The organism is Agromyces binzhouensis, assembly GCF_042672355.1.
Taxonomy (GTDB): domain Bacteria; phylum Actinomycetota; class Actinomycetes; order Actinomycetales; family Microbacteriaceae; genus Agromyces; species Agromyces binzhouensis.
Window position 1 is genome coordinate 179,464 of the sequence record NZ_JBHXVJ010000008.1, and the last position, 13,039, is coordinate 192,502.

Here is a 13,039-nt window from a genome sequence, read left to right on the forward strand (position 1 = left end):
CGGGTGAACACCCCCCACCGAGAAGAGGAAACCATGCGACACACGAAACGAGCGGTCACCGCAGCCCTGCTCACCTCCGCCGCACTCGCGCTGACCGGGTGCGCCGCGGGCGACGCGTCGTCGGGCGGCGACGCCGCCTCGTGCGAGCCCGCCGGCGAGGACGTCACGCTCGAGTTCACCAGCTGGATCCCGGGCATCGAGGACGCCGTCGCGGCCTGGAACGCCGAGAACCCCGACATCCAGGTCGAGGTGCAGACCGGTCCGAACGGCAACTCCGGCACGTACCAGAACTTCTTCAACCAGCTCGAGGCGGGCAACGCCCCCGACCTCGGCCAGATCGAGTACGACGCCCTGCCGAACTTCCGCGTGCAGGACGGCCTCGAGAACCTCGCCGTGTGCGAGGACGTCGCGGCCGCCCAGGACCAGTTCCTCGACTGGACGTGGGGCCAGGTCTCGCTCGGCACCGACGACGAGGCCTACGGCATCCCGCAGGACCAGGGCCCGATGGCGCTGTTCTACCGCAGCGACCTGTTCGAGCAGAACGGCATCGAGGTGCCGACCACGTGGGAGGAGTACCGCGAGGCCGCGGTGCAGATCCGCGAGCAGGGCGGCTACATCACGAACTTCTCGCAGACCGACATCAACCAGTTCGCCGGCTTCGTCTGGCAGGCCGGCGGCGAGTGGTTCGCCAACGACGGCGACGCGTGGGACGTCGAACTGACCAGCGACGCGTCGATGCAGGTCGCCGAGTACTGGCAGGACCTCATCGAGAACGACCTCGTCGCGACCTACCCCGCGTGGACCGACGAGTGGAACAACGCCTACAACTCGGGCGAGGTCTGGACCTGGAACTCCGCCGTCTGGGGTGCCAACTCGATCGCGTCGGGTGCGCCCGACACGGCCGGGAACTGGTCGGTCGCGCTCGCCCCGCAGTGGGAGTCGGGCGGCGCCGCCGCCGGCAACTGGGGCGGCTCGTCGATCGCGGTCTTCAAGGGCACCGACCACCTCTACGAGGCGGCGAAGTTCGCGCTCTGGCTGAACACCTCGGATGAGGCGCTCACCATCCTCAACGAGCAGGCCGCGATCTACCCGGCCACGAAGGCCGGCCTCGAGCTGCCCACGCTCACCGAGGGCGTCGAGTTCTACGGCGGCCAGGCGATCTACGACGTGTTCGCCGAGGCGTCGACGCAGGTCGACCCCGACTTCGTGTGGGGCCCGACGATGACGCAGGTGTACGCCGACGTCTCCGACGGGTTCAAGGGCGCCGCCTCCGGCAGCAGCACCCTCATGGAGGCGCTCGAGAAGGGCCAGGCGTCCACCATCGACGCGCTCGAGGCCCAGTCCATCCCGGTCGCGGAGTAACCTCACGCCGTGATCCACCACCTCCGTGCCGCGGGCGTCAGCCTCATCGTCGACGCCCGCGGCACGGCCGTGCCCGCGGTGCTGCACTGGGGGAGCGACCTCGGCGCGCTCGCGCCGGATGCGCTCGAGGCCCTCGCCGCGGCATCCGTGCCGGCCGTGCCGCCGTCGTCGATCGACACCCCGCTCCGGCTCAGCCTCGTCCCCACCCTCGGCGAGGGCTGGTCGGGGCGTCCCGGTGTGCAGTTCGCCCGCGACCCCGCAGCGGCCGACGGGGCGCGCGCGGCCGCCGCGCTCCGGGCGCCCCGGTTCCGGCTCGACGCCGACTCGGTCGAGGTGACGGCGTCGACGGATGCCGCGGGCGGAACGATCGCGTTCGAGGTCGTCGACGACGAGGCCCGGGTGGCCGTCTCGTCGCGGCTCGAGCTCACGCCCGAGGGCGTGCTGCGCATCCGGCATCGCGTGGCCAATCGCGGGGAGGGCCGGCTCGCCGTCGCGCGACTCGCCACGATCCTGCCGGTGCCCGCCCGGGCGAGCGAGCTGCTCGACTTCAGCGGGCTCTGGGCGCGGGAACGGCGACCGATCCGCCGACCCCTCGAGCACGGGGTCCACGCGCGCGAGTCGCGTCACGGTCGCGGCGGGCACGACGACGCGTTCCTGCTCGTCGCCGGCACGCCCGGCTTCGGGTTCGGGCACGGCGAGGTGTGGGCGACGCACGTCGCATGGTCGGGCGACACCGAGGCGTGGGCGGAGCGCAGCGCGCTCGGGCCGGCGACCCTCGGCGGCGGCGAGCTGCTCGCCCCGGGCGAGCTGGTCCTCGCGCCCGGCGAGGCGACGACCTCGCCCTGGGTGGTCGCCGTGCACTCGACGACGGGCCTCGACGGCCTCTCCGACCGGCTGCACCCGTGGATCCGGTCCTGGTCGACCATCGCGGGGCGTCCGCGGCCGGTCACCCTCAACACCTGGGAGGCCGTCTACTTCGACCAGTCGCTCGAGCGGCTGGAGCCGCTCATCGACGCCGCCCGGCGGGTCGGCGTCGAGCGGTTCGTGCTCGACGACGGATGGTTCCTCGGTCGGCGCGACGATCGCCGCGCGCTCGGGGACTGGACGGTCGACCCGGCGGTCTGGCCCGACGGCCTCGGCCCGCTCGTCGAGCGCGTCACGTCGGCCGGCATGGAGTTCGGACTGTGGGTCGAGCCCGAGATGGTCAGCGCCGACTCGGAGCTCGCCCGCACCCACCCGGATTGGGTGCTCGGCCGCCCGGACGACCCCGAGTGGCGGTGGCAGCGCGTGCTCGACCTGACCGCCCCCGGAGCGGCCGACCACGTGTTCGCGGCGATCGACGCGCTGCTCGCGGAGCACGACATCCGCTACCTGAAGTGGGACCACAATCGCGACCTGCTCGGCGGTTCGGCCCACGCGCAGACCCTCGCCCTCTACGCGCTCATCGACCGGCTCCGGGCGGCGCACCCCGGCGTCGAGATCGAGTCGTGCGCATCCGGAGGGGCGCGCATCGACCTCGGCATCCTCGAGCGCACGGACCGGGTCTGGACGAGCGACACGAACGATCCGCTCGAGCGCCAGCGGATCCAGCGCCACACGGGCGTGCTCGTGCCGCCCGAGTACCTGGGATCGCACCTCGGCGCCGAACGCGCGCACACCACCGGGCGCACGTCCGACCTCTCCTTCCGGCTCACGACGGCGCTGTTCGGCAGCGCCGGGATCGAGTGGAACCTCGCGACCGCGTCGGCGGAGGACCTCGACGCGGTGGCCGCGTGGACCGCGACGTACCGGCGCCTCCGCGGGCTGTTCCACGGCGGCCGGGTCGTGAGGGCGGATGCCGCCGACCCCGCCCAGGTCGTGCACGGCGTCGTCGCACCGGACCGCCGCCACGCCGTCGTGTCGGTCGCGGTCGTGGGCACGCCCGTCGCCGCGCTTCCGCCGGCGGTGCGGATGCCGGGGCTCGACCCCGACGCCGAGTACCTCGTGCGCCGCATCGACCTCGGGCCCGTGCGGACCATCCAGGACGCCGACCCGCCGTGGTTCGCGGACGGCGCGGCCCGCCTGCCCGGGCGCGTGCTCGCCGAGGTCGGGCTGCCGATGCCGTTGCTCGCCCCGGAGCAGGCCCTCGTGTTCGAGCTCCTCGCGGACGAGCTCCTCGCCGAACGGGCCGATCGCTCCGACCGCGGGGCTGACGGCGACGCCCCCGCTGCGGGATGATCGGGGCATGACCCTCCCCGTCCCCGGCGTGCCCGGCGAATCCGACCAGCCGGGCGGCGACACGTACGCCGCGCTGATCGTGCCGGCCTCGGCCGCCTCGCGCGACGCCGTGCAGGCGGCACTCCACGACCTCGGGTTCACGGGGTGGCTCGCGCCCCCGTCCGCCGGCTGGGTCGTCGCGATCGCCGTGCCGGGCGACGGCGCGATCGCAGGGGGCCGGCGGGGCGTGCTCGACGCGGGCGCGGCCATCGCCGAGGCGCTGCGCGCTCCCGCGTTCGCGCTGCGCGTGCTGGTGGACCGCCAGCTCGTCCTCGCCGCGTGGGACGGCTCCGACGAGCTGGGTCGCTACTCGAGCGATCCGTCGCGCGAGCCGGGCGCCGACGAGGAGGTGCTCGACGAGCCCTTCGGCGCCGAGCACGCTGCGGCGTTCGCTTCGGCCGCGGGCGCTCCGGACTCGGCGGACGAGTTGGAGCAGGTGCTCGCCGAGACGCTCGACTCCGACAGCGTGTTCGAGTCGGAGCGCCTCGCGCACGTGCTGGCCCTCCTCGCGATGCCGGGATGGATCGTCGCGTCGTCCTCGCTGCCGAAGGACGTCCCGACCGGGCCCGATGCGCGTGAGTTCGTCCGCCTGGGCGCGGGATCGACCGGAGCGTCGGGCATCGTGCGCGGGTGGATGACCGGGCGCGTGCGCCGACGCACGCCGCCGCCGCCGGCGCTCGCCGACCCCCCGCGGGCGGACGATCCCGGCATCGACCCCTGGCTGCTCTGAGACCTCGATCCCGCAGGGCCGGGAGTCGCGGAACTCCTCGTTCGGGATTCGCGCTGCGACGCCGGTTCTGCTGAGAGCGGATCGCCCTGTCGTGGTCACCGCCGCGTGCGTAGCCTCGGCTCATGGGCGAGACGATCGAGTTCCCCGGAGCCGCCGCCGGCCGGGCGCGACGCACGAGGCCACTGTGGCGCGACGTGCTCGGCGAGGTGCTCCGCGACGAGCGCCGCGAGCAGGACCGCATCCTGACCGAGGTCGCGCGGACGGCGGGCGTGTCGCCGCAGTACCTGTCCGAGGTCGAGCGCGGCCGGAAGGAGGCCTCGTCCGAGGTGCTCGGCGCGGTCGCCGACGCGCTCGGCCTGGAGCTCGTCGACGTCGTGGGCCGCGTCGCCGGTCGACTCGCGGTGCGCGGACCCGTGCGGGACGAGCACCGTCGCGGCGCTCCCGCCGGGCCGGTCCTCCCCGCCGCGCCGGTCGCGCCGGTCGCGCCGGTCGCACCTGACCCCCGGGCCGCGCGGGCCGCCCTCGCCGCCCTCGTCACCCCGATCGCCCCCGTCGCCCCCGTCGCCCCCGTCGCCCCCGTCGACGCCTACCTCCTCGCCGCCTGACGCCTCCTCACCTCCGTCGCCCTGCCCGCCGAGATGACGCGAAACGCGCTCGCCGGCCGCCGGAAGCGCGGTTCGCGTCATCTCGCCTCTCCGCTCGGGGCAGGTCGGGTGGGTCAGGCCGGGGCGGGGACCGTGAGGTGGGTGTCGAGCACGTGGTCGGCGAGGCCGTAGTCGACCGCCGCCTGCGCCGGGAGGATCAGGTCGCGGTCGGTGTCCACGCGGATGGCCGCGGCCGAGCGCCCGGTGTCCGCGGCGAGCGCCGCCTCGAGTTCCGCGCGCACGCGCAGCACCTCGTCGGCGTGCAGGATCAGGTCGGGGACGGTGCCGCGGCCCTGCGTCGACGGCTGGTGCAGTGTCACCGTGCCGTGCGGCAGCATCGAGCGCTTCCCTGGCGCACCGCCCGCGAGCAGCACCGCGGCCGGGCCGCCGGCGCGTCCCACGCACGTCGTCGCGACATCCGGCCGGATGTGCCGCATCGTGTCGTACACCGCGAGGGCGGCGCTCGGCGAGCCGCCGGGCGAGTTCACGTAGAGGCTGATCGGCGACTCGCCCGAGTCAGACGCAAGGTGCAGGAGCTGCGCGATCAGCACGTTCGCGACGCCGTCGTCGATCTCGGTGCCGAGGTAGACGATGCGCTCGGAGAGGAGGCGACTGTACACGTCGAGCGAGCGCTCGACGCCGCCGCGCTTCTCGACCACGTAGGGGATCGTGTAGGAGGTCATGCCGACACCCCCAGGCCCGCGACGGCCCGCGGCTCGAGCGGGAACAGCTCGTCGAGCCGCTCGGTGACGTGGTCGATGAACCCGTAGTCGACGGCCGCGTCGGCGGTGTACCAGCGGTCGCGCAGCGAGTCCTCGCGGACCCGCTCGACCGGTCGTCCCGTGTAGCGGGCGATCAGGCCGAGGACGGTGTCGCGCGTGTGCCTGAGGTCGTCGGCCTGGAGCTCGACGTCGACCGCCGTGCCGCCGATCCCCGCGGAACCCTGGTGCAGGAGGATCCGCGAGTGGGGGAGCGCCGCGCGCTTGCCGGGCGTGCCGGCGGTGAGCAGGAACTGCCCCGCGCTCGCCGCCATGCCGACCGCGATGGTGGCGACGTCGTTCGGGATCGCGCGCATCACGTCGTGGATCGCCAGCATCGCGGGAACCGAGCCGCCGGGCGAGTTGATCCAGAAGCGGATGTCGCGGCGCGGGTCGTCGGCGGCGAGCGCGACGAGCTGCGCGCAGATGCGGTTGCCGCCGGCCTGGTCGAGCTCGTCGCCGAGGACGATGATGCGCTCGTGGAAGAGCCGCCTCGTCAGTTCGGCGTCGATGGGCTGGACGGGTGGGGTCTCTCGATCGGTCATGGGCCCAGCCTGCGCCGCGCGGCGCGGCGGTGGGGCGGATGCGGCTCACGGCAGCGCTGCTCACGGCAGCGCGAGGTGTCGCGATAGATTTGGGTCAAGCGGACGGCATCCCCCGATGCGAAGGAGGCATCGTGTTCCTCGACACCCACGCGGCATGCGGTCCCGCGCGCGCGGGTGGCTCCGATGTCGACCGCGGTCCCGTGACGGTGCGATGAACCCCGCCGGCACGGACCCTTCGGACACCGACACGACCGGCGTCCTCCAGCCGTACGTGCCGCGCCTCGTGCGCTACTGGGACGAGGAGACCCCGGGGCGACTCCACCAGGCGGTCGAGGGCACCATGGTGCTCGTCGACATCTCGGGCTTCACCCGGATGTCGGAGCGCCTCGCCCGGCACGGCAACGTCGGCGCCGAGGAGGTCACGGAGGTGATCGACGGCACCTTCGACCGACTCCTCCCGGCCGCCTACGCCTTCGGCGCCAACCTGCTCAAGTTCGGCGGCGATGCGCAGCTGCTGCTCTTCACCGGCGAGGACCATCACGTGCGCGCGGCGGTCGCGGCCCACGACATGCGCGCCGAGCTGCGGCGGATCGACGGGTTCGTGACGAGCGCCGGCACGGTGTCGCTGCGCATGTCGGTCGGGATCCACAGCGGCACGTTCGACTTCTTCCTCGTCGGCGGGTCGCACCGCGAGTTCATCGTCGCCGGTCCTGCCGCGACGCGCACCGTGCAGATGGAGGCCGCCGCCTCTGCCTCCCAGATCATGCTCAGCCCGGAGACCGCGGCACTGCTGCCCCGAGCGTGCGTCGGGGCCGCCCGGGGGCCCGGCAGGCTGCTGAGACGCGCCCCGCACGTCGAGCAGTCCGGATTCCTCGCCGCCCAGACCCCGACGGTCGACCTCGAGCAGTTCATCCCGGTCGGACTCCGTCAGACGCTGCTGAGCGGCACCATCGATCCGGAGCACCGGCCGGCCGCCATCGCCTTCCTGCACTACGTCGACTTCGATCGACTGGTCGCGGACGACCCGGACCACGCCGCCGCGGTCCTGGACGAGCTGGTCTCCGCGGTCCAGCAGCATGCCGACGCGCACGGCGTCACGTTCCTCGCCACCGACATCGCACCCGACGGCGGAAAGATCATCCTCACGGCCGGCGTGCCCGACACGGCCGGCAACAACGAGGAGCAGATGCTCCTCGCCGCCCGGGACATCCGCGTCGGCGCACCGGCCGAGCTGCCGATGCAGATCGGCATCAGCTGGGGACACGTCTTCGCGGGAGCGGTCGGGCCCGCCTACCGTCGCACCTACACGATCATGGGCGACGCGGTGAACCTCGCCGCCCGCATCATGGCCAAGGCGCCGGCGGGAGAGGTCTACGCCACGCGCGACGTCGTGGACGGATCACGGACCACCTTCGAGGTCCGCGAGCCCGAGCCGTTCACCGTCAAGGGCAAGCAGAAGCCGATTCACGCACTCTCCGTCGGCGAACCCGAGGGCAGCCGGATGTCGGGCCGGGCCTCCGGAACGCCCCTGATCGGCCGCGATGCGGAGCTGGCGCTCCTCACCGGTGCATGGGCCGACGCGCGTGCGGGCCGCGGCGGGGTCGTCGACATCACCGCCGACGTCGGGATGGGCAAGTCTCGGCTCCTGCAGGAGCTGCTCGAGACGGCGCAGCCGGAGCGCGTGATCAGCGCCGAGTGCCGGCTCTACCAGACCGCGACGCCGTACTTCCCGTTCCGCACCCTGCTCCGAGCGGCCTGGGGGCTCGAGGGGCTCGACTCCGAGGCGACCGAGGCCACGCTCACCGAACTCGTGCGGACCCGAGCTCCCGATCTCCTGCCGTGGCTGGCCCTGATCGCGACGCCGCTCGGACTCACGCTGCCCGAGTCGCCCGAGGTCGCCCAGCTCGACGACCAGTTCCGGCCGTCGCGCACGCGCTCGGCGGTCTCCACGCTCCTGCGCGCCACGAACGACCGGTCCACGCTCTTCCTCATCGAGGAGGGGCAGTGGATGGACGAGGCATCCGGCGAGCTGCTGACGACGCTGATCGCAGGGGTCGAGTCGTTGCCCTGGCTGGTCATCGTCAGCCGTCAGCCCGGAGACGAGGGGTTCGTGACGGTCGACGGGCCGGGCGTCACGCGCATCGCGCTCGCGCCACTCGATGTCGCGCACGCGAGGGAGCTCATCGAGCGCGCCACCGCCGACGCGCCGCTGCTGTCGAACCAGGTGGACGCGCTCGCGGCGCGGGCGGAGGGCAGTCCGCTGTTCCTGCTCGAGCTGCTCCATGTCCTGCGCGGAGGTGCCGCGGTCGACTACCTCCCGCAATCGGTCGAAGGCCTGATCGCGGCTCGCATCGACCGACTCGCTCCCGGCGACCGCAATCTTCTCCGTCGTCTCGCGGTTCTGGGCGCCGGATTCCGGCAGGAGCACATCCCGGCGGTGCTCGGCAGCCCGGCCGTCGACTCGAGCTGGCAGCTGAAGACCCTGCGCCGGCTCGGGGGCTTCCTCTCGGTAGACCGGGTTGGCTGGGTGCAGTTCCAGCACAGCCTGATCCGGGACGTGGCGTACGCGGGCCTGCCGTTCAAGACGCGTCGGGAGCTGCATGCGCGCGTCGGCGACGCCATCGCCGCCTCATCCGGCGATCACCCCTCCGGTCAGGTGGAGCTCCTGTCGATCCACTACTCCGAGGCCCACCGGTGGCCGGAGGCGTGGGCGTCCTCGCGCGAGGCGGGCGAACGCGCCAAGGAGATCTACGCGAACCTCGAAGCGGCGACCTTCTACCGGCGCGCCATGAACGCCTCACGGTACGTCCCGGACCTCGCGCCCTCGCAGGTCGCCGACGTCTCGGAGGCCCTCGGCGACGTGCTCGAGCTCGCCGGCCTCTTCGAGCAGTCCGTCGAGGCGTACCGACAGGCGAGCCGCCTCGTCCGGGACGATCCGATCCGCTCCGCCGACGTCCTGCTCAAGCGAGCCCGCGCACGGGCGCGTACGGGCTCCTACGTCGCCGCGTATCGGGACCTGACGGTCGGTCGTCACCTCGTCGCGGAGATCGGGAGCGCCGAGGCGCTCCGTGCGACCGCCCGGTTGAACGCGCTGAACGCCCAGATCCGACAGCTCCAGCAGCACATGCCCGCAGCGGTGCGGCTCGCCGAGCAGGCGATGGTCGAGGCTGAGGCCTCCGGTGAGCGGGAGGCATTGGCGCGCTCGTACCAAGTGCTCGACGCCGCGCACGTGATGCTCGGCCAGTCCGGGAAGGCCGTCTATGGCGAGCGCGCTCTCGCCATCTACGACGAACTCGGTGATCTGATGGGCACGGCGGTCGTGACGAACAATCTGGGAGGACAGGCCTACTGGAAGGGCGATTGGGTAGCCGCTGTGAACTTCTACACGCGCGCACAGGACGCCTTCATGCGGGCCGGCAACGAGTCCGAGGCGGCGGTTTGCGGCGCGAACATCGGCGAGGTGCTGGTCAGCCAGGGACGGCTGGACGAGGCGGAGACGGTGCTCGTCCCCTCCGTGCGGGTGTTCCGGGCGCACGGACTGGTCGACGCGGCGATCTTCGCAGAGATCCAGCTCGCGCGACTGCACTTGCTGCGTGGCGACGACGGCGCGATTGCTCGCCTGTCAGCCCTCCGTGAAGAGGCGATTCGGACGGGTCAGGTCCAGTCGGCGATCGAAGCGGCAATCCTGGTCGCCGACGGGCTCATCCTCGAGGGGAGGGCTCGAGAGGCGATGGATACGTTGACCGAAACGGAGCGCGGGTCAGGGGGCGAGGTGGAGCTCTACGGCAGCACGATCGCACGGACGAGGGCGCGAGCGCTCGTCGAGTTGGGCCGTACCGAGGAGGCGAGGGAGGCGGTGGCTGCCGGGCTCGCCCAAGCGCGCGAGCAGGGGCTCGTCTTCGAGGTGGCGCAGCTCCGACTCATCGAGGCCGAACTCCTACAGGACCCGTCGGCGGCGCGCCGGGTACGGACAGAGGCCGAGAGACTGCTTGGGGACCTCGGCGTCGTCGACGCCGCGATCGTCTCCCGGAGCTGACGATCACCGCATCAGGGGGTCGCCGATTCCGACGACGTCCCATGCGGTTCGGGTCTGCGTTGCGGAGTAGATCGTGGTGCCCTCCGAGACGATGCACCAGGTGTGACCGGACGGGATCACGGAGGTGTCGATCGAGCCGGGCGAATCCGGTGTGGCGAACGGGTCGCCGGTGCACCAGGGCATGTACACGAAGTCCAGCGGGCCGTCGTCGTCCTGGTCGTACTCCAGGTGGCTGGTGAACGGGTTGGACGAGTTCTGCGGGGCGAACTTCACGGTGCCGCTGTACGCGGCGGGCTGCGGGGGATCGACGTCGACCGGCACGAAGCTCAGCGTGCCCGCCCCGACGTCGGCGGTGAGCGTGTACGGCTTCAGCACGCAGTCGGATCCGTCGGTGTTCTCGAGCCGCGTGAAGGTGCCGTAGACGGTGCCCTGGTCGATCGTCGCGGTGCTGTTCTCCGGGGTGCAACCCAGCTCGCCGGTGAACCCCTCGAGCGTGAAGATCGTGTCGAACGCCGGGTCGTCGCCGAAGTCGGAGCTGCCCTCGAGCGACACCTCGCCGCTCAACGGGCGGAAGGTCACGGCATCGAACGATGCCGACGGCTCGATGGTCAGGTAGCAGTTGTCGAGCGGGCCGGCGTCCGGACCCGCGTCGGAGGCGTTCCGGCAGTTCGCGATCGGCTCGGCGCTCGTCGCGGTCGCCGTGTACGGCGCGGTTGCGCTCCCGTCGACGCCCTCCCCGGGCACGATGCCGCCGCCGGCGCGGACCTGGAAGGTGTCGACCTCGGTGCCGGCCTTCGACACGATGACGTCGACCTGCACCGAGCCCTTGAACTCCAGGTCGAGCGAGGCGAACACGGCATCGGGCACCCCCTCGAGGCTCACCGTCAGCTCCTCGGTGGCGTCGACGCGCGAGCAGGGCACTCCGGTGGAGCCGCCCGTCTTGATGCCGATCGAGCCGTCCTTCATCCCCGGTCCCTGATCGCTGCCGTCGATGGCGGCCAGCGGGCCGTTCACCGTGATCCGGCAGTTCTTCTGGGCCGCGATGGTCTGGGTGATCGGATCACCGTCGTTGCTGTACACGAATCGGGTGCCGTCACTGCCGAGGTGCAGCCGGAGCGTCTCGTCGCCGGTGCCCGCGGCGCTCAACGCCGTCGCCCCGATTCCGAGCATGAGTGCCGCGGAAACCGCCGCGACCGTCCCAAGTGATCGAACCACGTTCATCGGGGCCTCCCGAGCACAGGTGATCCGGGGGGCCGTGGGCCGTCCCTCGGGTCAGGATGCTGCTCATGCTAGCGACGTGCGGTCGCGGCCACGACCCTCGTACAGGGGGCCTGTGCCGGCGGTGCCGCGCGCGGCTCAGCCGGCGCGTGCGATCGCGGGGCCCTCGCTGAACTGGCAGGCGGTGGCGGTGAGCCGCTCGTCGGGATCGAGGCGGCTCAGCACCGCGCCCGCGATCTCGTAGAGCTGTCGCAGCTGCTCGGGGGAGAGCGCGTCGAGCACGTACTGCCGGACGGTCTCGACGTGACCCGGTGCCGCGTCGTCGATGAGCTCGAGTCCGGCGTCGGTGATCGTCGCGTTGGTCGCGCGGCGGTCCGTCGGACAGGGGAATCGCCGGATCAGCCCGCGATCCTCGAGTCGACGCGCGACGTGGGAGAGCCGGGGGAGCGTCGCGTTCGTGCGGGCGGCGAGTGCCGTCATCCGCATCGTCCGCTCCGGCGCGGCGGCGAGCGCCATCAGTGCGGCGTACTCGAAGTGGGTGAGCTGCACGTCCTGCAGGAGCTGCTGGTCGAGCACGCCGGGGAGGAGTTCGGTGAGCGCCATGAGACGCACCCAGGCGGCCGATTCCTCGGTGTCGAGCCAGCGCGTGTCATCCGTCATGTCGATCATTCTCGCACATTCAGTTGACGCGACAACTGATTGGCGCTATCGTGTTGGTTGTCGCAACAAGTAATCGCGCCGGATGGCGCGGGAAGGACATCATGACGACCGTCAGCATCATCGGGAACGGCAACATGGGCACCGCCATCGGCGGCATCGTGGCGGCCGGAGGGAACACCGTCGAGTACGTGGGCCGCGACGCGGCAGAGGCGATCTCGGGCGACATCGTCGTCCTCGCCGTGCCGTACCCCGCCGTCGCCGAGATCATCGAGGCGCGGCGCGAGCAGCTCGCCGGCAAGGTCGTGGTCGACATCACGAACCCCCTGAACTTCGAGACCTTCGACTCGCTCGTGGTCCCGGCCGACGGTTCGGCCACCGCGGTGATCGCCGCCGCGCTCCCCGAGTCGCGCGTGCTCAAGGCCTTCAACACCAACTTCGCCGCGACGCTCGCCGCGAAGACCGTCGGCGGCGCCCAGCCCACGACCGTCCTGGTCGCCGGCGACGACGAGCTCGCCAAGCGAGCGCTCATCGACATCGTGCGCACCGGCGGCGTGAACGCCGTCGACGCCGGCGCCCTCTCGCGCGCCCGCGAGCTCGAGTCGGTCGGGTTCCTGCAGCTCACGCTCGCCGTGCAGGAGAAGGTCGGCTGGAACGCGGGCGTCGCCCTCGTCGCCTGACCCGCACCGCCCGCAGCGCCCCGGAGCCCCGGCCCCGGGGCGCTGCGGCGCGCCGACCCACCACGCCGCCGCAACCCGTTGACTCGCCCCGGATCCGGGAGGAACGTTGAGGTGACGGACCGCGATCGGCGACCGCGATCCGGAGCACCACGG

10 protein-coding genes are annotated in these 13,039 nt (G+C 72.5%); 6 read left to right on the plus strand and 4 right to left on the minus strand.

The window, feature by feature from the left end:
• Positions 1 to 33: 33 nt before the first annotated feature.
• The 4 genes from ACFVHK_RS14910 to ACFVHK_RS14925 all read left to right on the plus strand — a co-directional run bounded on the left by ACFVHK_RS14910 (position 34) and on the right by ACFVHK_RS14925 (position 4,953).
• On the plus strand, positions 34 to 1,362 hold the full coding sequence (locus ACFVHK_RS14910; RefSeq protein WP_129235431.1) for an ABC transporter substrate-binding protein: 1,329 nt from the start codon (positions 34 to 36) through the stop codon (positions 1,360 to 1,362).
• 9 nt (positions 1,363 to 1,371) lie between these two features.
• On the plus strand, positions 1,372 to 3,579 hold the full coding sequence (locus ACFVHK_RS14915; RefSeq protein ID WP_376929496.1) for an alpha-galactosidase: 2,208 nt from the start codon (positions 1,372 to 1,374) through the stop codon (positions 3,577 to 3,579).
• 7 nt (positions 3,580 to 3,586) lie between these two features.
• On the plus strand, positions 3,587 to 4,348 hold the full coding sequence (locus tag ACFVHK_RS14920) for a hypothetical protein (RefSeq protein ID WP_376929497.1): 762 nt from the start codon (positions 3,587 to 3,589) through the stop codon (positions 4,346 to 4,348).
• A gap of 122 nt (positions 4,349 to 4,470) precedes the next feature.
• A complete protein-coding gene (locus ACFVHK_RS14925) occupies positions 4,471 to 4,953 on the plus strand; it encodes a helix-turn-helix domain-containing protein (protein ID WP_376929498.1) in 483 nt (160 codons plus the stop codon).
• Between the two features lie 113 nt (positions 4,954 to 5,066).
• Here the strand turns inward: ACFVHK_RS14925 and ACFVHK_RS14930 are convergent, their stop codons facing one another.
• Entirely contained in the window at positions 5,067 to 5,675 is a 609-nt protein-coding gene (locus tag ACFVHK_RS14930; RefSeq protein ID WP_376929499.1) for a ClpP family protease, read from the minus strand.
• Entirely contained in the window at positions 5,672 to 6,295 is a 624-nt protein-coding gene (locus tag ACFVHK_RS14935) for a ClpP family protease (RefSeq protein ID WP_376929500.1), read from the minus strand. The genes ACFVHK_RS14930 and ACFVHK_RS14935 overlap by 4 nt, the downstream gene beginning before the upstream one ends.
• 211 nt (positions 6,296 to 6,506) lie before the next feature.
• On the opposite strand from ACFVHK_RS14935, the gene ACFVHK_RS14940 reads away from it, so the two are divergent.
• Complete coding sequence (locus ACFVHK_RS14940) at positions 6,507 to 10,331, plus strand: adenylate/guanylate cyclase domain-containing protein (RefSeq protein WP_376929501.1); 3,825 nt, start codon at positions 6,507 to 6,509, stop codon at positions 10,329 to 10,331.
• Positions 10,332 to 10,334: 3 nt separating this feature from the next.
• Here the strand turns inward: ACFVHK_RS14940 and ACFVHK_RS14945 are convergent, their stop codons facing one another.
• Together ACFVHK_RS14945 and ACFVHK_RS14950 are read right to left on the minus strand one after the other, a co-directional pair.
• Positions 10,335 to 11,501: a hypothetical protein gene (locus tag ACFVHK_RS14945; RefSeq protein ID WP_376929502.1), complete on the minus strand. Its 1,167-nt coding sequence runs from the start codon at positions 11,499 to 11,501 to the stop codon at positions 10,335 to 10,337.
• A gap of 186 nt (positions 11,502 to 11,687) precedes the next feature.
• Positions 11,688 to 12,209 carry a MarR family winged helix-turn-helix transcriptional regulator gene (locus ACFVHK_RS14950; protein WP_129233459.1) on the minus strand — a complete coding sequence of 174 codons (522 nt, stop codon included), beginning with the start codon at positions 12,207 to 12,209 and terminating at the stop codon, positions 11,688 to 11,690.
• A 101-nt stretch (positions 12,210 to 12,310) separates the two neighbouring features.
• On the opposite strand from ACFVHK_RS14950, the gene ACFVHK_RS14955 reads away from it, so the two are divergent.
• Positions 12,311 to 12,886 (plus strand): NADPH-dependent F420 reductase, encoded by a 576-nt coding sequence (locus tag ACFVHK_RS14955; protein WP_376929503.1) that lies wholly within the window; start codon positions 12,311 to 12,313, stop codon positions 12,884 to 12,886.
• The last annotated feature ends 153 nt before the right edge of the window (positions 12,887 to 13,039 follow it).